This window comes from Mucilaginibacter sp. PPCGB 2223 (genome assembly GCF_001705515.1).
Lineage (GTDB): Bacteria > Bacteroidota > Bacteroidia > Sphingobacteriales > Sphingobacteriaceae > Mucilaginibacter.
This window is the reverse complement of record NZ_MDJS01000001.1, coordinates 654,215-674,330: the sequence shown is the minus strand read 5'-3', so window position 1 is coordinate 674,330 and position 20,116 is coordinate 654,215. Positions and strand designations below refer to the sequence as shown.

General features: G+C 46.0%; 17 protein-coding genes and 1 riboswitch. Of the genes, 12 read left to right on the top strand and 5 right to left on the bottom strand.

All coding sequences use genetic code 11. The features are described 5' to 3' along the window. Window positions 1-7: 7 nt before the first annotated feature. Complete coding sequence (gene gltB, locus BEL04_RS02600; RefSeq protein WP_065999878.1) at window positions 8-4,534, bottom strand: glutamate synthase large subunit; 4,527 nt, start codon at window positions 4,532-4,534, stop codon at window positions 8-10. Between the two features lie 283 nt (window positions 4,535-4,817). Here gltB and BEL04_RS02595 point away from each other — a divergent pair, with 283 nt between their 5' ends. The 4 genes from BEL04_RS02595 to BEL04_RS02580 all read left to right on the top strand — a co-directional run bounded on the left by BEL04_RS02595 (window position 4,818) and on the right by BEL04_RS02580 (window position 7,651). Continuing rightward, window positions 4,818-5,441, top strand: coding sequence for an NADPH-dependent F420 reductase (locus tag BEL04_RS02595; protein WP_065999876.1), 624 nt, complete (start codon window positions 4,818-4,820; stop codon window positions 5,439-5,441). Between the two features lie 150 nt (window positions 5,442-5,591). Then, a complete protein-coding gene (modA, locus tag BEL04_RS02590; protein ID WP_066003379.1) occupies window positions 5,592-6,350 on the top strand; it encodes a molybdate ABC transporter substrate-binding protein in 759 nt (252 codons plus the stop codon). A 15-nt stretch (window positions 6,351-6,365) separates the two neighbouring features. Beyond that, window positions 6,366-7,037, top strand: a complete 672-nt coding sequence (gene modB, locus BEL04_RS02585) for a molybdate ABC transporter permease subunit (protein WP_083227731.1) — start codon at window positions 6,366-6,368, stop codon at window positions 7,035-7,037. Beyond that, complete coding sequence (locus BEL04_RS02580) at window positions 7,034-7,651, top strand: sulfate/molybdate ABC transporter ATP-binding protein (RefSeq protein ID WP_065999875.1); 618 nt, start codon at window positions 7,034-7,036, stop codon at window positions 7,649-7,651. The genes modB and BEL04_RS02580 overlap by 4 nt, the downstream gene beginning before the upstream one ends. 60 nt (window positions 7,652-7,711) lie before the next feature. Here the strand turns inward: BEL04_RS02580 and BEL04_RS02575 are convergent, their stop codons facing one another. Beyond that, window positions 7,712-8,224: a hypothetical protein gene (locus tag BEL04_RS02575; protein WP_065999870.1), complete on the bottom strand. Its 513-nt coding sequence runs from the start codon at window positions 8,222-8,224 to the stop codon at window positions 7,712-7,714. A 361-nt stretch (window positions 8,225-8,585) separates the two neighbouring features. Here BEL04_RS02575 and BEL04_RS02570 point away from each other — a divergent pair, with 361 nt between their 5' ends. Next, a complete protein-coding gene (locus tag BEL04_RS02570) occupies window positions 8,586-8,948 on the top strand; it encodes a response regulator transcription factor (RefSeq protein ID WP_065999866.1) in 363 nt (120 codons plus the stop codon). Here the strand turns inward: BEL04_RS02570 and BEL04_RS02565 are convergent. From BEL04_RS02565 to mqnE, 3 genes are all read right to left on the bottom strand, one after another. Next, window positions 8,945-9,688 (bottom strand): menaquinone biosynthetic enzyme MqnA/MqnD family protein, encoded by a 744-nt coding sequence (locus BEL04_RS02565; protein WP_065999865.1) that lies wholly within the window; start codon window positions 9,686-9,688, stop codon window positions 8,945-8,947. The two genes, BEL04_RS02570 and BEL04_RS02565, sit on opposite strands and share 4 nt — an antisense overlap. After that, window positions 9,685-10,317: a histidine phosphatase family protein gene (locus tag BEL04_RS02560; RefSeq protein ID WP_065999864.1), complete on the bottom strand. Its 633-nt coding sequence runs from the start codon at window positions 10,315-10,317 to the stop codon at window positions 9,685-9,687. Before BEL04_RS02560 ends, BEL04_RS02565 begins: the two co-directional genes overlap by 4 nt. A gap of 65 nt (window positions 10,318-10,382) precedes the next feature. Further along, entirely contained in the window at window positions 10,383-11,576 is a 1,194-nt protein-coding gene (mqnE, locus tag BEL04_RS02555; protein ID WP_065999861.1) for an aminofutalosine synthase MqnE, read from the bottom strand. Between the two features lie 154 nt (window positions 11,577-11,730). Between mqnE and BEL04_RS02550 the strand changes: the two genes are divergently transcribed. From BEL04_RS02550 to BEL04_RS02520, 7 genes are all read left to right on the top strand, one after another. Then, on the top strand, window positions 11,731-12,852 hold the full coding sequence (locus tag BEL04_RS02550; RefSeq protein WP_065999859.1) for a PLP-dependent aspartate aminotransferase family protein: 1,122 nt from the start codon (window positions 11,731-11,733) through the stop codon (window positions 12,850-12,852). Window positions 12,853-12,952: 100 nt separating this feature from the next. Further along, a riboswitch (SAM riboswitch) is annotated at window positions 12,953-13,066 on the top strand. Window positions 13,067-13,314: 248 nt separating this feature from the next. Next, entirely contained in the window at window positions 13,315-14,640 is a 1,326-nt protein-coding gene (locus BEL04_RS02545) for an O-acetylhomoserine aminocarboxypropyltransferase/cysteine synthase family protein (RefSeq protein ID WP_065999857.1), read from the top strand. A 49-nt stretch (window positions 14,641-14,689) separates the two neighbouring features. Further along, complete coding sequence (gene metX / locus BEL04_RS02540) at window positions 14,690-15,742, top strand: homoserine O-acetyltransferase (protein ID WP_065999855.1); 1,053 nt, start codon at window positions 14,690-14,692, stop codon at window positions 15,740-15,742. 6 nt (window positions 15,743-15,748) lie between these two features. Beyond that, window positions 15,749-16,957 (top strand): homoserine dehydrogenase, encoded by a 1,209-nt coding sequence (locus tag BEL04_RS02535; RefSeq protein ID WP_065999854.1) that lies wholly within the window; start codon window positions 15,749-15,751, stop codon window positions 16,955-16,957. Between the two features lie 147 nt (window positions 16,958-17,104). After that, window positions 17,105-18,280, top strand: coding sequence for a glycosyltransferase family 87 protein (locus tag BEL04_RS02530; protein ID WP_254659515.1), 1,176 nt, complete (start codon window positions 17,105-17,107; stop codon window positions 18,278-18,280). Then, window positions 18,277-19,221 (top strand): glycosyltransferase family 2 protein, encoded by a 945-nt coding sequence (locus BEL04_RS02525; RefSeq protein WP_065999851.1) that lies wholly within the window; start codon window positions 18,277-18,279, stop codon window positions 19,219-19,221. Before BEL04_RS02530 ends, BEL04_RS02525 begins: the two co-directional genes overlap by 4 nt. Next, a complete protein-coding gene (locus BEL04_RS02520; RefSeq protein WP_065999849.1) occupies window positions 19,221-20,009 on the top strand; it encodes a polysaccharide deacetylase family protein in 789 nt (262 codons plus the stop codon). The genes BEL04_RS02525 and BEL04_RS02520 overlap by 1 nt, the downstream gene beginning before the upstream one ends. Window positions 20,010-20,116 lie beyond the last annotated feature (107 nt).

Here is a 20,116-nt window from a genome sequence, read left to right as displayed (position 1 = left end):
ACTCTACTTAGCTTATTGTTTGATATTGTGCCTGTTGCAAAACTTTTTTGTACTCTCGCGGGAATACTTTAACAAATTTGAGTTGTGCCGCTTCCCAGTTCTCCAGCAGAGATTTAGCAACGGTACTTCCGGTAATTTGTACATGCTTGCGCAGCAATGTAACGATCTGTTCCTTATCTTTTGCCGACAGCGGGTCGAGGTCGACCATTTCGGTATTGCAGTTTTCGGTGAATGTGTGCTCCGGATCGTAAACCCAGGCTAAACCGCCGCTCATACCGGCAGCAAAGTTGCGGCCGGTCGAACCTAAGATCAGCGCGCGGCCGCCGGTCATGTACTCACAACCGTGATCGCCTACGCCTTCTACAACTGCTGTGGCGCCCGAGTTACGCACGGCAAAACGTTCGCCTGCCATACCGCGGATAAATACTTCACCGGAGGTAGCGCCATACAAGGCCACGTTACCGATGATGATATTCTCTTCAGGAGTAAAGGTTGCTTCTTTTGATGGATAAATAGCCAATTGCGCACCCGATAAACCTTTACCTACATAATCATTCGCTTCGCCTTCCAGTTCAAAGGATAAGCCCTTGGTTGAAAAAGCGCCGAAACTTTGCCCGGCCGAGCCGACGAACTTGTAGTTAATGGTATTTTCGGGCAATCCTGCCGAGCCATACACTTTCGATATCTCGTTGGATAACATGGTGCCGATGGTACGATCGGTGTTTTTCACTTCGAACGATCCGAATACCGGGCTTTGGTCTTCCAAAGCAGGCTTGGCTTGCTCCAGCAATTTCCAATCCAGTATCTCGTCCATACCATGATCCTGTTTTTCGCTGTTGTAAAGCGTTAAGCCTTTGGCATTCGATACCGGGTGTAAGATACCCGAAAGATCGACTTTCTTCACTTTCCAGTGTTTCAGACCCTCTTTCACTTTCAGGAACTGTACCCGGCCGACCATCTCGTTAATGGTGCGGAAGCCTAATTCGGCCATAATCTCACGCATCTCTTCGGCCAGGAAGCGGAACAGGTTGACGATATGCTCCGGTTTGCCGCTGAACAGCTTACGTAGCTCTTCATCCTGGGTGGCAACACCTACAGGGCAGGTGTTCAAATGGCATTTACGCATCATGATACAGCCGCCTGCAACCAGGGCAGCGGTAGCAACGCCCCACTCTTCAGCGCCCATTAAACAGGCTATCGCTAAATCGCGACCGGTTTTCATTTGCCCGTCGGCCTGCAATACCACGCGGCTGCGCAGTTTGTTGCGAACGAGTGTCTGGTGAGCTTCGGCCAAACCTAACTCCCATGGCAAACCGGCGTGCTTGATCGAGCTGATAGGCGATGCACCGGTACCGCCGTCGTATCCTGCGATCAGGATCACATCGGCATGAGCCTTGGCAACGCCCGCAGCAATGGTACCAACACCGGCCTTCGAAACCAGCTTTACATTGATACGCGCAGCACGGTTAGCATTTTTTAAATCGAATATTAATTGCGCCAGATCCTCGATCGAGTAAATATCGTGGTGCGGCGGCGGTGATATTAAACCTACGCCTGGTGTGGCATGGCGGGTTTTCGCGATCCATTCGTCAACTTTATGACCTGGTAGCTGCCCACCCTCGCCAGGTTTAGCGCCTTGTGCCATTTTTATCTGCAATTCGTCGGCATTGGTAAGGTAGTTGGCAGTTACACCAAACCTTGCCGAAGCGATTTGTTTGATAGCCGAGCGCATCGAATCGCCGTTCTCCAGCGGGATATAACGCATTTCGTCCTCGCCGCCCTCGCCGGTATTGCTTTTAGCGCCGATGCGGTTCATGGCTATCGCTAAAGTGCTGTGCGCTTCGTGCGAGATAGACCCGAACGACATCGCGCCTGTAGCAAAGCGCTTCATGATGGCTTCTGCCGGTTCAACCTCGTCGATAGAGATCGCTTCGCGGTGGTGCGCAAAATCGAGCATACCGCGTATGGTAAAATGCTTATCTGTCTGATCGTTGATCAGTTTAGCATAGTTTTTATAAACGTTGTAGTCGTTGGTACGGGTAGCGTGCTGCAGCAGGTGGATGGTTTGCGGGTTGAACAGGTGCTGCTCGCCGCGGCGCTTCCACTGGTAAATGCCGCCTTCTGGTAACAGATGGCTGGCGTCTTTCGATGCGCCGAAACCGATGCGGTGTTTGCATAGTGCCTCGCGGGCTATCTCATCCAAACCTAAACCGCCTATGCGGGTTACGGCTCCTGCAAAGCAACGGTCTACCACGTCCTGATTAAGTCCCAGTATCTCAAACACTTGCGAACCGTGATATGATTGTAAAGTTGAGATACCCATTTTACTGAATATCTTCAGCAAGCCATCGCTAACGGCTTTCACATAGTTCTTTTGTAAAGCTTTCTGGTCGAGGCTCGCACCTAATTTGCCTTCGGCTTTCAATGTATCGATAGTAGCCAGGGCCAAATATGGGTTGATGGCCGTAGCGCCAAAAGCCAGTAAGCAGGCAAAGTGATGTACTTCCCAGATATCACCAGCCTCAACAACCAAACCTACCGAACCACGCAGGCCTTTTCGTACCAGGTGGTGGTGTACGGCCGATACTGCCATTAATGAAGGTATCGGCGCATGTTCAGAGTCAACTGCACGATCCTGAAGGATCAATACTTCAAAACCGTCTTCAACTGCATCTTCTGCATAGCGGCAAAGCCTGGCTATCCCCTTTTCGAGCGAGCCCGGCTGGCCATCGGCTTTAAAATAAGTTTGCAGTGTTTTAGCATGGAACAAGCCTGTATCGATACTGCGCAGCTTTTCGAGCTCATAATTGGTAAGGATGGGCTGTTTTAGCGCCACGCAATGGCAGTGCATTTTATCTTCATCCAGCAAATTGCCATTGCTGCCGATGAATGTTGCCAAACTCATCACCAGGCGCTCGCGGATCGGGTCGATCGGCGGGTTAGTTACCTGCGCAAAGAATTGCTTAAAGTAGCTCGATAAATGCTGGGGCTTGTCGGACAGAACAGCCAGCGGCACGTCGGTACCCATCGAACCAACGGGCTCTTTACCATCAAGCGCCATCGGCATGATAATGGTTTCGATATCCTCGCGCGAATAACCGAATACCTGCTGGTAACGGAACACCGAATCGGCCGAAAGGCTCGAGAACGATAAACGCGGCTCGGCCAGTTCCTCCAGTCGGATCTTATAATTTTCAAGCCAGCGGCCATAAGGCTGTCGCGAGCTTATTTTTCTTTTGATTTCATCATCAGCAATGATCTTACCTTGTTCGGTATCGATCAAAAACATCTTGCCGGGCTGCAAGCGGCCTTTGCGTACCACATCAGACTCGCGAAGCGAAGCTAATACACCCGCCTCTGATGCTGCAATAACACGGTTATCTTTGGTGATGACGTAGCGCAGCGGGCGCAGGCCGTTCCTGTCGAGCAAAGCGCCGATCAGCTTACCATCGGTAAACGAAATAGCAGCCGGGCCGTCCCATGGTTCCATCAGGGTAGCATGGTATTCGTAGAACGCTTTCTTAAGCGGGTCCATCTGCTCGTTGCCATCCCAGGCTTCGGGGATGAGCATCATCATCACGTGCGGTAACGAACGACCGGTGTGCAGCAATATTTCGATAATATTATCCAAACAGGCTGAGTCGGATTGGTTATTGTCGATCACCGGCAATAACATCTCCATCTCTTCCTGGCTGAAATAGGATGAAGCTAACGATTTCACACCCGAATAGAACCAGTTGAGGTTGCCCGTAAGGGTGTTGATCTCGCCGTTATGAGCAATCATGCGGAACGGCTGCGCCAAACGCCAGGACGGGAAAGTATTGGTTGAGAAACGCGAGTGGATCATACCAAAGGCCGACTCCATACGCGGGTCAGAAAGATCGTTAAAATACTGGCGTACCTGGTAGGTGGTTAACTGACCTTTATAAATAATGGTTTTGCACGATAACGAGGTGAAATAGAAATCGGCAACGGCGTCTTTCAGCGTTTCGTTAACGGTTTTGGTGATGAAGCGCCGCAGCACATATAACTTACGCTCAAAATCGTCGGCGTTGGTAATATGGTGCGGGCGGCCAATAAACAACTGTTCTACATCCGGTTCGGCGGCTTTGGCAGTTTCGCCGATGCCAGAGTTATCCACAGGTACTTTACGATAACCTAAAAATATCAAACCCAGCTTTTCAACAGCGTTTTTAATAATATTACGGCAGGCTTTCTTAACTGTGGGATCTTTTGGAAAAAAGGTCATCCCCACACCATACTCGCCGGGTTCGGGCAGGCTTATCTCGAGGGCGGCACATTCGTCCATAAAAAATTCGTGCGGCAATTGTATCAAAATACCCGCACCGTCGCCCGTTAGCGGGTCGCAGCCGCAAGCGCCGCGATGCTCCATATTTTCTAAAATGGTCAGGGCATCTAAAATGATCTGGTTTGATTTTTGTCCGTTAATGTGGGTAATAAAGCCGGTACCGCACGAGTCGTGTTCAAATTCGGGCCTGTATAAACCCTGCTGGTTAGAATCAGTAAGTTCCATGTTCGTTCAAAAACGCTATTAAAAGGTGTAATAACGAAGTTAGGCAATATGATGAAAATTATAAAATGTTTAATGTTTTTTTCACATTATCAAATTTCAGACTAATATTTATTATAAAAATTAAAAAAATGATAATTAATTTAAACATCTGTTATCAATTATTTAAAAAAACAAATCTTAAACTTACTTGTTAACTCAATATAAAGCCTACAATATCAATAGATTTTATATCAGATAGGCGAAGATTTTCTTTTTTTCAGAAAAACTTAACGCAGATATCCCAATGAAGATCGGAATTATAGGCGCGGGTAAAATCGGGGCGACAACCGCTCAGTTATTTGTCAAAGCCGGGCATGCGGTAGCTATCAGTAATTCGCGCGGACCCGAATCGCTGCAGGAGATCGTAAAAAAGCTGGGCGACAACGCAATTGCATTAAGCAAAAATGATGCTGCCGCTTTTGGAGAGATCGTATTGCTTGCCACGCCGTGGAGCAAGACAGAGGCCCTGCCCGACCCGCAGCTGGTGAAAGATAAAATTGTGATCGACGCCATGAACCCCTATAAACCCGGCGGCGGTTTATATAAACTGAGCAACTCGACAAGCAGCGAAGAAACTGCCAGGAAACTTCCCGGCGCCATTATAGTAAAAGCATTCAATACAAAAAATTTTAAGCACCTGGAGCTGGGAGGCCGTAAGGATTTACCTTTGCAGGAGCGAAAAGCCATTTTTATGGCCGGCGACAGTATCGAAGCCAAAGCCAAGATATCGCGGTTAATTGAAGAGATTGGTTTTGCCGCAGTTGATACGGGTAACCTGCACGATGGCGGTGAACTGCAGCAGCCGGGAACAAAAATTTACAATAACGATATTACCTGCGCCGAGGCGCGTGGGTTATTGGGGAAATAGGCCCCAACCAACCCTCCCCGCAGGGCTTTAAAAAAGTCTTCCCAACTGGGAGAGATTATTAATCGATGATTGTATTTAAAGGCGTTAATGAGGGCCTCGCCGTTTAGATGGGACTTTGCTCATCATGCCAATTTTAATAAATTTGTTGAAATGAAATTCGGAAAATTCATCCTTACCTCGCTCCTGCTTTTCTTTGCAGGTATCATAGCCCAGGCGCAAACCCTGCAGGTTGCTGCGGCGGCCAACCTGCAATCGGTAATTAAAGCGCTGGGGGCCGATTTTAAAAAGCAAACCGGTATCGAGATACAACCGATCACCGGCTCATCGGGCAACCTGGTTAACCAGATCAAGAACGGCGCTCCTTTCGATGTTTTTTTATCTGCCGATATTAGCTTTCCGGAGAGTCTTTATAAAGCGGGCTTCAGCATGGATGAGCCGGTGGTGTATGCCTGGGGTAACCTCATTGTTTGCAGCCGGCAAAAACTCGACCTGAAAAACTGGCAAAGCCTGTTACAGAAAGGCAAGGTTAAAAAAATAGCCATAGCCAATGCCGCAATTGCCCCATATGGCAAGGCTGCCGAAGAAGCACTGATCAAAACCGGCATCATGAACAGTGTAAAGCCCAAACTGGTTTACGGCGAAAGCATTGCCCAGGTAAATACTTACATCACCACCGGTGCGGTTACGGTAGGTTTTACCAGCCAGTCGTTTATTAAAGATGCCGATAAGAATGCAAAGCTTTACTGGGCGCCTGTCGACGTGAATTTGTACACGGCTATACAACAGGGCATGGTTATTTTAAAACACGGCAAGGAAACCAATTTTGAAAACGCTCAAAAGTTTTATAAATATATTTTATCTCCATCGGCAAAAGCTATATTTACCCAATATGGCTATCATGTACAATAAATCGTTTTGCTGCTGATGGATTGGTCGCCTATATGGCTAACGCTCAGGCTGGCCGCCATTACCACTGCTGTTTTGCTCGTTATCGGGTTGCCTGTGGCTTATTGGCTGGCCAAAGGCCGCTCTGTCTTTAAGCTCGTCATCGAGGCTGTCATTACTATGCCGCTGGTATTGCCGCCATCGGTTTTGGGGTTCTATTTATTGATAGCCTTCAGCCCGCAGCGTGGCTTAGGTTTATGGCTGCAGCAGCATTTCAACATCCAGTTTGTTTTTTCTTTCGAGGGATTGGTACTGGCCTCGGTTATCTATAGTATGCCTTTTATGATAGGGCCTGTTAAGTCGGCTTTGCAGCAATTGCCGTCTTCGCTGGCACAGGCATCATACACGTTGGGCAAAACCGAACTGCAAACGTTTATCAAGGTATTATTACCTAACATCCGGGCGTCTCTGCTTACGGCCATTGTGCTTACATTCGCGCATACTTTAGGTGAGTTTGGCGTTGTGCTGATGATCGGCGGTAATATCCCGAATGTTACGAAGGTGGCTTCGATCGCTATTTACGATTCGGTCGAGAATATGGATTATGCCACAGCCAATTCATATTCGCTGTTTCTGTTTGCCGTTACTTTTCTCATTGTGATGGCTGTTTTCATTTTTAACAAACGTACTGCTAAGATCCCGCTGGAATGATCATCATCGATATCGAAAAAAAATTGCGGGCCTATGAAGGACATAAGCTATTAAAGGTGAATACCGAGATAGCGCCTAACAGCATTACCAGTGTTACCGGTCCGTCGGGTGCCGGAAAAACTACTTTACTGAAGATGATAGCGGGTTTAACCACTCCTGAGAAAGGCAGGATCATCGTCAATAATGAGATTTGGCTTGACGCCGGTACGCGTATCAATCTATCCCCGCAAAAAAGAAAAACAGGTTTTGTATTCCAGGGTTATGCGCTTTTCCCCAATATGACGGTTAAACAACATCTCGAGTATGCCACAACCGACCAGGAATGGACAAATGAGTTGTTGCATTTTGCAAAGCTGGAGACTTTGGCAAATCACAAACCCGAATATCTTTCGGGCGGGCAGCAGCAGCGTTTGGCAATCATTCGCGCGTTGGCTGTTAAGCCTCAATTAATGTTGATGGATGAGCCTTTTTCGGCGTTGGATATGGAAATGCGGCAGGAGCTTATTGTGCAGTTAAAAGTATTACTTCAACGGTTCGACACGACCTGCCTCATCGTAACCCATAATCCGTACGAACTGGAAGCGCTTACCGGCAACACCATTCATATCTCATAAAAAAAGCTTCCCGGAATATCCGGAAAGCCTTAATTTATATAAGGGATGTTAATGAACTGTTTATTTTACTTGTTTAAAAAAGTACACATCGGCATCAGGAGTTACCCTAACCAATATTTCTTCTTTAGCGCTTTTTAAGTCGACAAAATAAACTACCGCATCGTTTTTGAAAGCGGAGCCGGCGTACAAATCGGTTACATCTCTTTCTTGTTTTGGTTCTAATTTGATCACTTCGCCAACTGTATAGCCTTTGTAGCTGGCAGCGATATCTTTTTGAGCGTCGGCCGGGATAGTTTTGTAGTCAACCGGTTGGGTTAAACCTAAAAACTCGCCGGTTAAGCTGTAAAAGGCAGTTACTTTTTTACCTTCTAAAACAAACTCTGCTTTCTGGCAGTTGCCGTCAACTTTCCAAACTACGTTTTTTGCGTCTTTATAATCGCTGCTGAATTGATTCAGGGCTGTGTAAGATGCTGCACTTGAGTTGCTGTTATCATTACCTTTTTTACCGCCATCCGCAAAAACACCTAATGATAAACCTGATACTAATATGGCTGTGATGAATACTTTTTTCATGACCTTGCTTTTTTATGTGTGTAAGTATTAATTACACAACAAAGGTGAGCATTTATTATTAATTTTACAACATAATTTAAATTTTTATGACATTTTGATAACAAAATGAAATTTTTATTAAAATTTTTAATTTCGACAGCTAAATACAGCTCCATATTAAAAATATCGCAAACCCAAAAACCCGGCACAGCAATTGCCAATTAACTGCAGATTAAAAGAACCAAACCTATCCCCCGAAAAAATTAACTCTTTGCGACAATTTGGTTACAAAGGCACAATATAAAGGAGATAGATAACTTTTATCTGTCGCAACGAACCCGGTATAAAGCCAATAGGGTTTTATGCTTTAATTATTTAGCCGATGCCAAAAAAAATACTCGCAGTTGATGATGACCTTTTTATACTGGATGCGTTAACAGAGCTTCTTAAGTATTCGGGATACGATGTCGAGTCGACCCCGAACGGGGACGATGTGTTTAAAAAAATAGACAGCTATGTACCGGATTTGGTACTATTGGATGTAATGCTGGCCGGGCTTGATGGCAGGGATATCTGCAAAAAAATAAAAAGCGAAGAAAAAACAAAGAATATTCCTGTTATTATGGTGTCGGCAACGCCGGCGGTAAACCAAACCATTCAAGATTACGGGGCCGACGATTTTGTAGCCAAACCCTTCGATATTTTTCAGCTGCTTAATAAAATTGAAAATTTATTGGCTGCTTAAAGCGCTTTAATGTAGTTTAAAAACAAGGTCATCGCCTGCTTCTTCTCATCGGTTACATCAAAATCTATCTTATGCATCAGGTAATCTTCCACATCAAAATTATCCACCTGTGGCAGTTCTTTAAATAATTCGCTGCGGCTGTCTAACCCTAATTTTAACGCTTTATTAAATTCGGTAATAAAATCTGCGTCGATGGGTTTGTTGGCTATCCAGCCGGCAAACATAAAGGGCAGCCCGGTAAAATTCAGCCATACTTCAGCCAGGTCGTACACGTATTTATACTGATCTTTTTTACCGAAGGTACGGTCGCCTATTTGTACGAAAGCCGTATGCCGATCCGTTGATTGTGAATAATCATCCGCGCCAACGATCAGTTCGGGCGATAGCTTCCAATAGTTTTTCAGCAGCACTTTAGCCAGGTTATTCGATGAGCGCGACTGCGGATCTAACTGAATGCGTTTAACATCCGTAATATCGCAATTGCTGAAGATGAAAACCGAGTTAACCGCCCCTACCGCACCGATGCAATAATCGGATACGATTTGCCAGTTTGGTATATTCAGAACCGCTGCTACGGGTATCAGGCCGATATCTGCCCGATCATCGATCAGTTTTTGAGCGCAATCGGATGGGGTATCAAGGCTTAAATCGATTTTATCCGATATATCGGCGTGTTGGATGCCGTAAATGAAAGGCTTGGTATTGGTATAACTAACGGCGGATATTCTAATTTTTTTCACAGATCGGTAGCAAGGTGTTTCAGGTGGTCGGAGTTATTAAAATCGGCGATACTAAATTTTTCGCCGTCGTAATTCACTTTGTATAAGATCACATTCTGGTGCGGAAAATCGTCCATCTTGGTCAACGGCACATTGGTCAGCAGGCACAAAAACAAACGCATGGCACGGCCATGCATGGCTATTAACACAGTTTTTTCTTCGGGATGGCTCATGATCACGTTGAGCGCCTCTTTTTGCCGCGCCTGTACTTCATTGGGGCTTTCGCCACCTTCAAATTTCGAATCTAAGCGGCCTTCGAGCCAATCGCGCATGATGTTTAAGAATGCCAGCCTGTTTTCGGGGGTGCTGGCTTCGCCTTCGTGTATGCCCCAGGCCAACTCGTCTAAACCGGGCAATTTTTCGAAAGGTATGCCCAGATCGATAAACTGTTGAACGGTTTGCCGGGTACGTTTCAATTCGGATACGTAGATCTTATCAAAAGGTACATCGCGGTAAGCTTTAAAAAAAGCTGCGGCCTGCAAGCGGCCCGTGTCATTCAAATCGGCATCGATGCCGCGTCCCTGGATAATGCCTTTTTTATTAAGTTCGGTTTGCCCGTGGCGGATAATGTATAGTGTTTTTTGAACCATATAGTGAGTGGTGAGTGGTGAATAGTCAGTTATTTAAATATTCACAACTGACTATTGACCACTCACTAATTTATTACCGGTAATTTATAAAATTGTGGCTTGGGTTCGTCAGGAAACTCAAAGTCGTTATAATCTGTCATTACGTTATATAAGGTATCCCTCTCTATCGGGTAACGGCCAACCTGTTTAATCAGTTCGACCAGTTGTTTGGTGCTCATGGCCGGGTTTTGCTCTTCGGCTCCTGCCATCGAATAGATCCTGGTGGTATCATCCAGCGTTCCGTCGATATCATCCACGCCAAAGTTTAACGACAGCTGAGCCGTGGTACGGCTGATCATCGCCCAATAAGCTTTGATATGATCAAAATTATCGAGGTAGATACGCGATATGGCGTAATTACGCAAATCCTCCACCACGGTAGATTCGGGCACGTTCGACATCTGGTTATCCTGGTTGCGGAACTTTAATGGGATAAAAGTCTGGAAGCCGCCGGTTTTATCCTGTAAAGTACGCAAACGCTCCATATGATCTACCCGGTGCCAGTATTGCTCGATGTGACCGTATAACATAGTCGCATTACTGCGCATACCTAATTTATGCCACTCTTCGTGGATGGCCAGCCATTGATCGCCCGTACATTTATCTTTAGCTATCTGGTCGCGGATTTCAGGGTGGAATATCTCTGCGCCTCCGCCGGGGATAGACTCGAGGCCCGAGTCTTTCATCAGTTTCATGCCCGTGGCGTAATCTATCTTAGCCTTTTTAAAGATGTAATGATATTCAACAGGGGTTAATGCTTTAACATGCAGATCGGGACGGTGTTGTTTTATTTTGCTGAACAGCGTGCTGTAAAACTCCACATCGTACTGCGGTAGCACACCTCCTACAATGTGCACTTCGGTAACCGGTTCGCCATCGTATTTTTTTACGATGTCGAGCATCTCGTCCATAGTATACTCCCAGCCTTCCGATCGTTGCTTGATCAGGCGCGAGTACGAGCAGAATTTGCAATCGTAAACGCAAAGGTTGGTAGGCTCGATATGAAAGTTGCGGTTGAAATAGGTTTTGTTGCTATGGCGCTTTTCGCGGATATAATTGGCCAGAGCGCCCAGATAGGATAGTTCGGCCTTTTCGTAAAGTAGTACGCCTTCATCAAAGGTGATGCGCTGGTTATCATATACTTTTTGAGCGATGGCTTTAAGTTCGGCCGAAAGGCGGGGATTATCCAGTAGTAGCGTTAAAGTTTGCTCAGCGTCCATATAGATTATAAACTTTGGGTACAAAAGTACAATAATGAGGATAATTTCATCATCATTTTGATGTAACAAACAATAGGTACGGCTTATTTAGAAATTATCTATTAAAGCAAATCCAATTCAATCCGTATTTTTACAGCTCAACATTCTTATCTTCATGAAAATCGAAACCATAGCCATACATGCCGGTAACCAGGCCAACGATTCTTCGGGCGCAGTAATACAACCCATCACCATGGCTACCACCTTTAAGCGCGGCGAAGACGGCGGTTACCCCGGTGGTTACATCTACAGCCGCAGCAGCAATCCTAACCGTACTGCTTTAGAAAATGTGTTGGCCAAGCTGGAAGGCGGTTCGGTTGCAGCCGCATTTTCATCGGGCAATGCGGCGGGAATGTCGGTTTTTCAAACCCTGAAACCCGGCAATCATATCATTGCGCCTGATGATATGTACCATGGTTTACGCAACCAGCTTAAAAACCTGTTTGCTGATACTTTGGAGTTCGATTTTATTGATGTGAATGACCAGGCGGTTCTGGAAAGCCATATCAAACCCAATACCAAACTCATCTGGCTCGAAACACCATCGAACCCGTTGCTGAAAGTTACCGATATTAAAATGGTGATCGGTGTAGCCAGACAACACCACATTAAAGTAGTATGCGATAATACTTTTGCTACGCCGGTATGCCAGCAACCTTTGGCTTTGGGCGCCGACCTGGTGATGCACTCTACTACCAAATACTTCGGCGGGCACAGCGACCTGATGGGCGGAGCTTTAATTGCTGCTCATGACGACGAATGGTGGCAAAAGATCAAACAGGTACACGAGTATGGCGGCGCTATCCCCTCGCCTCACGATTGCTATATGCTGGTGCGCAGTATCAAAACCTTACCTTACCGTATGAAGGGCCATGTGGACAATGCGATGAAGCTGGCTGATTTTTTAGAGAAACAACCGCAGGTCGAAGCGGTAATGTACCCTGGCCTGGCATCACACCCGCAACATCAGATCGCTAAAGAGCAGATGCTGAGTTTTGGAGGCATGCTGTCATTCGCGGTAAAGGGCGGCGAAGATGCCGCTCGCAAGGTGATCAACAGCTTAAAGATATTTACACAGGCCACAAGCTTAGGCGGTGTTGAAAGTTTAATAGAACACCGCGCCAGTGTTGAGGGGCCGGATACCAAAACGCCGAAAAACCTGCTCCGTGTGTCGGTCGGACTGGAAAATATCGACGACCTGATCGAAGATATAACGCTATCATTCAGTCACTTATAAAATATTGCAAAATTATGTTTTGCAGAGCTTACTACTAAAGTATATATTTGAAACATTATTTGGTAAAAACACCAAGATCAACACCCCTCAAAAAGGTTTTGATTTATAAAGAAGTGGCGAGAGATCAGGCTCATTAACCCACTGGCAACCCTCCTAAACGGGAGAAGGTGCCAAATCCTGGCCCGGCGAAATGGATTGCCGGGGAATATAAATGAATAACCATGAAAACGTTGTTTCAATTTTTAGATCCCTTTAATTCACGGAATGCCTTCCGTAGCAAATTTACATTTACGCCTGTTCCAAACGGTTGTATTTGTATGTGTTGTTGCTGTTGTTAAAACGCTATTAACTCAACTTATTTGGCTTTTGCCGGAAGTAATTTGTGTAAACGCCAGGGGCCCGAAGGTTCCGGGCGCGATTCTTTAATCCAGAGTCCAATTAAAAATCTAAAAACCATAATCTATGTCAACACCAAATTTCAAATTCGAAACCTTACAGTTACATGCCGGCCAGGAAGCCGATCCAACCACAGGCGCACGCGCAGTACCTTTGTATCAAACTACATCGTTCGTATTTAAAAACGCCGAGCACGGCGCAAACCTTTTCGCTTTAAAAGAGTTCGGCAACATTTACAGCCGCATCATGAACCCAACTACCGATGTGTTCGAAAAACGCATTGCAGCTTTAGAGGGCGGCGTTGCGGCATTGGCTACAGCATCGGGCCAGGCAGCACAATTTTTAGCACTAAACAACATCTTACAGGCCGGTGATAACTTTGTAACCTCGCCTTTTTTATACGGGGGCACTTACAACCAGTTTAAAGTTGCTTTTAAACGACTGGGCGTTGAGGCCCGTTTTGCAAAAGACGATACAGCGGAAAGTTTTGGAGCACTAATAGATAAAAACACCAAAGCCCTCTACCTGGAAACTATAGGCAACCCTGGCTTCAACATTGCCGATTTTGATAAGGTATCGGCTTTAGCCAAAAAACACGATCTGCCGTTAATAGTAGATAACACTTTTGGCGCTGCGGGGTATTTATTCCGCCCGCTGGAGCATGGCGCGCACGTAGTGGTACAATCGGCCACCAAATGGATTGGCGGACATGGCACCAGCATAGGCGGCGTTATCGTCGACGGCGGAAACTACAACTGGGGCAATGGTAAATACCCGCAGTTTACCGAACCCGCAGAAGGTTACCACGGCCTCGTATTTTCGGATGTGTTTGGTATCGGCGGGCCGTTCGGTAATATCCAGTATATTATTCGCGCCCGTGTTGAGGGCTTGCGCGATTTCGGGCCGTCGCAATCGCCGTTCAACTCGTTCCTCTTTATCCAGGGTATCGAAACCTTATCGCTGCGCGTACAACGCCATGTAGATAATGCGCTCGAACTGGCTAAATGGCTCGAAAAGCACCCGCAGGTTGAAAGTGTAAACTATCCGGGCCTGGAATCATCGCCGCAGCATCAGTTAGCTAAAAAATATTTAAAAAATGGTTTTGGCGCAGTTTTGACTTTCGAGGTTAAGGGCGACAAGGAAAATGCCGGCAAGTTTATCGATAGCCTTAAACTGGTGAGCCATCTGGCTAACGTGGGCGATGCCAAGACACTCATCATACAACCATCGGCCACTACACACCAGCAGTTGTCGATCGATGAACAGATCTCGGCCGGGGTAACGCCGAACCAGCTGCGTGTCGCAGTAGGTATTGAGCATATTGATGATATCAAAGCCGACTTTGAGAATGCGTTCGCTGCAATAAAACAGCAAACGCCCGAATTAGTATAATATAATAATGAAGCCCTCCCGGTTTTTAACCGGGAGGGTTATATAAATAATGAGCGCAGAAACATTTAAGTATTCAAAAAACTTTATACTCGAATCGGGTAAACAGCTGCATGGCCTGCAGGTTGGCTACCATACCTTCGGTAAACTAAATAAACACCGCAATAACGTGATCTGGGTGTGCCACGCTTTAACGGCAAACTCGGATGTATTGGACTGGTGGGCCGGCCTTTTCGGCGATAACAATTTGTTTAACCCTGCCGATCATTATATCGTCTGCGCCAATGTGCTGTCGTCTCCTTACGGCAGTACCCATCCCCTTGATATTGACGAAACTACGGGGCAACCTTACTATTTATCATTCCCGCTCATCACCATTCGCGATATGGTGAAAGCGCACCAGTTACTGGCCGATCATCTGGGTATCGACCAGATCAACGTTTTAATAGGCGGTTCGTTAGGCGGGCAGCAGGCTTTGGAATGGTCGCTGATCGATCCGGCTAAGATTAACAACCTGATATTGATCGCTACAAACGCCCTGCATTCGCCATGGGGCATCGCTTTTAACGAGTCGCAACGATTAGCCATTACTGCCGACCGTACCTTTTACTCGAATACGCCCGATGGCGGAGCGAAAGGTTTAAAGGCAGCACGCAGCATCGCCCTGCTCTCCTATCGCGGCTATGCTACTTACCATACAACGCAAAAGCACGACGAGCACGATAAACTGGAAAACTACAAAGCGGCATCGTACCAGAATTACCAGGGCGAAAAGCTGGTAAAACGTTTTAATGCCTACAGCTACTGGTATTTAAGCAAAGCGATGGATTCGCATAACGTGGGCCGCAACCGTGGCAGCGTTGAGGAGGCATTGGCACAGGTAAAATCAAAAACATTGGTGATCGGTATCAAATCGGATATCCTGTTCCCTGTTGCCGAGCAGCAATACCTGGCGGCACATATCCCTGATGCGTCGTATGTGGAGTTCGACTCGATATACGGGCACGACAGTTTTTTAATTGAGACCGAGACACTGACCAAGATCATCGGTGATTTTTTGGGCTCAGACATTAACGGAAAAGTAATAAAGCTGCAAACAGCATAATGTATAATGAGTAAAAAGTTAAAAATTGGCCTGTTCGGCTTTGGTGTTGTTGGACAAGGACTGCACGATATCATCATCACCAAAAATCTGAACCTCGAAATTGTTAGAATAGCTATTAAAGATGCGGCCAAGCACCGCTCCTTACCGGCAGAATTATTTACCACCAACCGGGACGCGATCCTGAACGACCCGGAGATCAATACCATCGTAGAGCTGACCAACGACCCGCCGGCGGCTTTCGAAATTGTAAAAAAAGCTTTAAGCAGCGGTAAAAACGTAGTATCGGCCAATAAAAAAATGATAGCCGATAACCTGGCCGAGCTGATCGAACTGCAATATCAACATGGCACTTCGCTGTTGTACGAAGGCTCGGTTTGCGGGAGTATCCCGATCATCCGCAACCTGGAAGAATATTATGACAATGAATTACTGCATTCTATCAGCGGTATTTTTAACGGTTCGTCAAATTACATCCTGACCAAAGTATGCAACGAGGGTTTAGATTATAACACTGCATTAAAACAGGCGCAGGATTTGGGTTTTGCCGAAACCGACCCCACTCTTGATGTAGGCGGGTTTGATGCCAAATACAAACTGGTGATAGCGGCTGCGCATGCTTACGGCGTGGTTGTAAAACCCGAGGATGTGTTGAACATCGGTATCCAAAACCTGGCTGCCGAAGATATTCAATACGCGCGCGAAAAACGCTTAAAGATCAAGCTCGTACCTGTAGCTAAAGAACTCGATGCCAAACATGTAGCCATGTTTGTAATACCCAAACTGGTTAACGACAGCGAGTTTTTATACAACGTAGAGAACGAATACAATGGCGTTGTGGTGCAGGCAGCTTTCGCCGATCAGCAGTTCTTTTTCGGCAAGGGCGCGGGCGGGCACCCGACCGGTTCGGCAGTACTGTCGGACATTGCGGCCCTGCGTTACGACTACCAGTACGAGTACAAAAAGGCGCACAGCAAACGCGACCTGAATTTTACCAACGACATCGAGCTGAACGTTTACCTGCGTTATAACGATGAAGGTTTGATCGATGCGTTAAAGTTCGAGCATATCCACGAGCGTTTTTACTCGGATACCTTCCATTTTGTAACCGGAAAGATCAAATTAAAAAATCTGATCGAAAACCAGGTACGTATATCAGATGACAAGGCTTTTATCGCTTTAGCCGGGCAGATAAAAGATGTGAGTTTGATTGTGTGATAAATAAAGATGACCGGAGTTTTTTGTAGATTTCTCCGGGATAAAAGGCCGCGATAACCCCGCGGCCTTTTGCGTTTTCGAGCATTGTTTACACCTGTAAATTTTATTTTCTTATTTTTACGTCAATAAACCCATACGCTACAACTCTTGATCGCATCCATCAAAAAGCTTTTTACCAACAAAACCTTTGTACTGGCGCTTTATTTTGGTTTGAGTTTACTTTTTGCTCTGAAGCAGGACCTGCTGCACGTTTACAACAACTATAAGATCTATAAATACACTTTTTACGATCTGATCCACCAGAAAAACCTGTTTTTGGAGTATCCGCAGTTTTTTGAGGATAAAAATCACTACGGGCCTGTTTTCGCGGTTTTAATTGCGCCATTTTACCTATTGCCCGATGGTATTGCTGTGATGTTGTGGAGTTTGTTCAACTCGTTTATGTTGTACAAGGCTGTTACGATGCTGCCTGTCGATAACAAAAAACAAGTGGCGATTTTACTGATCTGCACTAACGAACTGGTGACCACTTCGCTGAGCGTACAGGTAAACCCTTTTATTACCAGTTTGATCATTTTCAGTTTTGTGTTCATCCGGAACGGGAAAGATTTCTGGGCGGCGTTGGCTATTGCCCTGGGTACTTTTATTAAGCTTTATGGTATTGTTGGTCTGGCTTTCTTTTTCTTCTCACAAAACAAACCGAAGTTCGCGCTGAGCATGGTGTTTTGGTTCGTGGTGTTGTTTTGCTTGCCGATGGTATTTTCGTCGCCGCATTTTGTTGTGCAATGCTATAAGGACTGGTATCACAGCTTATCGGATAAAGACATTCAGAACAGTGGCTCAACCATGCAGGATATTTCGGTTAAAGGTATGGCCAGGCGCATTTTTGATGTGCCAAACCTCTCGAACATCTGGTTTTTAATACCGGGCGTGGCGCTTTTCTTTTCATCGTACCTGAAAATTAAAAATTACAGGTTCGTCGGTTTTCAGTTGCTGATACTGGCCTCTACCCTCATCTTCCCGATCATTTTCAGCAGCAGCAGCGAGTCGCCCACCTATATCATTGCCTTTGCCGGCGTAGCTATCTGGTACATCAACGCGCCGAGGCCGGTAAGCGGCTTAGATATATTTTTGCTGGTATTTGCTCTGGTACTTACCAGCTTCTCGCCTACCGACCTGTTCCCGCATTATCTGAGTGATCATTATACCAAACGATATGCCTTAAAAGCCTTACCTTGCGTGGTGATATGGCTCAAGATCATATACGAAACGCTTACGCGGAAATTTGAAGACGTTGACCCTCATTCGTTAGCAAGCTCATGAACAAGAAAATATCGGTAGTAATACCCTCTTTTAATGAAGAAGGGAATATTGAACACCTGGCCAGTCGTTTGCTTGCGGCTATCAAGGCATTGAGCAATTACGATTATGAAATTATTTTTATCGACGACGGCAGCTCGGACGGTACGCTCGAAAAGCTCAAAGGGCTAACCCTCATCGATAATCATATATTTTACCTGGAGCTTTCGCGCAATTTTGGCCATCAGAATGCATTGAAAGCCGGTTATGACTTTGCCACCGGTGATGCCATTATCAGTATGGACGGCGATATGCAGCACCCGCCCGAAATGATCGACCAGTTTGTTGCGAAATGGGAAGAAGGCTATGATGTGGTTTACTCGTGCAGAGAGTATACCGACGATGCTACCATCCTGAAAACCAAAACGAGCGACATTTTTTATAAGATGATCAACTCGCTATCGGATACCAAACTGGAAAAAGGCACAGCCGATTTCAGGCTGATTGACCGTAAGGTAGCCAACGTTTTGGTACAGCTCAACGAAAACGGTTTGTTTATGCGCGGCCTCATCAAATGGCTAGGCTTTAAGCAATACGCCATCCATTACACCGCCGATGCGCGTTTTTCGGGCAAGAGCAAGTACACTTTCAAAAAAATGGCACGCTTTGCTGTCGAAGGTATTACAGCATTCAGCGTTCGTCCGTTAAATATAGCTATTGGCGTGGGCGCTTTCTTCTCGTTCGCATCGCTGCTGTATATACCTTATATTTTGTACAGTTACTTTTTCCGCCCGCAATATGAAGCGGCCGGCTGGGCCTCGCTATTAGCTACCGTCGTGTTTTTTGGGGGAATGAACCTGATGGTGCTGGGCATCATCGGCCTGTACCTGGGTAAAATGTTTATGCAAAGCAAGCAGCGCCCAAATTACATTATCCGTTCTACAAATTTGGATAGGCTTAAATAATGGTGCTGTTAAGTTTTGATATCGAAGAGTTTGATATGCCGTTTGAGTATGGCAAGGATATATCATTTGAAGACCAGCTGGGCATATCTACCGAAGGCACACAGAAGATACTGGCCATCCTGAAAAAGCACAGCGTTAAAGCTACTTTTTACTGCACGGCCAATTACGCGCAGCATAAGCCCGAAGTTATTTTACAGATCATTAACGATGGGCACGAAGTAGCCTCGCATGGTTTTTATCATTCGGATTTTAAGGTTGAACATCTCAAACAATCGAAAGACGCGCTCGAAAAACTGACCGGTCACCCTGTAAAAGGTTACCGCATGGCCCGGATGATGCCTGTTGATGAAAAAGAGATCTATAATGCCGGTTATCAGTATAATTCATCTATCAATCCTACTTATCTGCCCGGCAGGTATAATAATTTTAGTAAGCCGCGCACCTGGTTTTACCAGGATGGTGTGCTGCAATTGCCATCGTCGGTTTCCCCGTTAATACGTTTCCCGCTGTTCTGGCTATCTTTCCATAACCTGCCGATGGGTTTGCTAAAATGGCTTTGCAAGCGTACCCATAACAAAGATGGTTACCTCAACCTGTACTTCCACCCCTGGGAGTTTACAGATCTGAAACAACCTGAACGCTTTGGCTTCCCGGGCTATGTAATGAAGAATACCGGTGTTGGTTTTGAAAGACGACTGGATGAGTTTATCGGCTGGGCGCAGAGGCAAGGTTTTAGCTTTAGCCGGACGGATAGCTTTGCAAATAAGATAAGCCACCCTGTCCGCTAAAAGCGGGAGCAAGTGCCAGCGCCTGGATACAAAACATTGTTAGCCAAATGTTTGAATGGGCAAAGCGAAAATGTCAGAAAATTAATATCTTTAGTTGTATTAATTTA

What these genes read in the sequence shown, in the direction of transcription:
- gltB (WP_065999878.1), bottom strand. Translation starts at nt 4,534, where the DNA reads ATGGAACTTACTGATTCTAACCAGCAGGGTTTATACAGGCCCGAATTT.
- BEL04_RS02595 (WP_065999876.1), top strand. Translation starts at nt 4,818, where the DNA reads ATGAAGATCGGAATTATAGGCGCGGGTAAAATCGGGGCGACAACCGCT.
- modA (WP_066003379.1), top strand. Translation starts at nt 5,592, where the DNA reads ATGAAATTCGGAAAATTCATCCTTACCTCGCTCCTGCTTTTCTTTGCA.
- modB (WP_083227731.1), top strand. Translation starts at nt 6,366, where the DNA reads ATGGATTGGTCGCCTATATGGCTAACGCTCAGGCTGGCCGCCATTACC.
- BEL04_RS02580 (WP_065999875.1), top strand. Translation starts at nt 7,034, where the DNA reads ATGATCATCATCGATATCGAAAAAAAATTGCGGGCCTATGAAGGACAT.
- BEL04_RS02575 (WP_065999870.1), bottom strand. Translation starts at nt 8,224, where the DNA reads ATGAAAAAAGTATTCATCACAGCCATATTAGTATCAGGTTTATCATTA.
- BEL04_RS02570 (WP_065999866.1), top strand. Translation starts at nt 8,586, where the DNA reads ATGCCAAAAAAAATACTCGCAGTTGATGATGACCTTTTTATACTGGAT.
- BEL04_RS02560 (WP_065999864.1), bottom strand. Translation starts at nt 10,317, where the DNA reads ATGGTTCAAAAAACACTATACATTATCCGCCACGGGCAAACCGAACTT.
- mqnE (WP_065999861.1), bottom strand. Translation starts at nt 11,576, where the DNA reads ATGGACGCTGAGCAAACTTTAACGCTACTACTGGATAATCCCCGCCTT.
- BEL04_RS02550 (WP_065999859.1), top strand. Translation starts at nt 11,731, where the DNA reads ATGAAAATCGAAACCATAGCCATACATGCCGGTAACCAGGCCAACGAT.
- BEL04_RS02545 (WP_065999857.1), top strand. Translation starts at nt 13,315, where the DNA reads ATGTCAACACCAAATTTCAAATTCGAAACCTTACAGTTACATGCCGGC.
- metX (WP_065999855.1), top strand. Translation starts at nt 14,690, where the DNA reads ATGAGCGCAGAAACATTTAAGTATTCAAAAAACTTTATACTCGAATCG.
- BEL04_RS02535 (WP_065999854.1), top strand. Translation starts at nt 15,749, where the DNA reads ATGAGTAAAAAGTTAAAAATTGGCCTGTTCGGCTTTGGTGTTGTTGGA.
- BEL04_RS02525 (WP_065999851.1), top strand. Translation starts at nt 18,277, where the DNA reads ATGAACAAGAAAATATCGGTAGTAATACCCTCTTTTAATGAAGAAGGG.
- BEL04_RS02520 (WP_065999849.1), top strand. Translation starts at nt 19,221, where the DNA reads ATGGTGCTGTTAAGTTTTGATATCGAAGAGTTTGATATGCCGTTTGAG.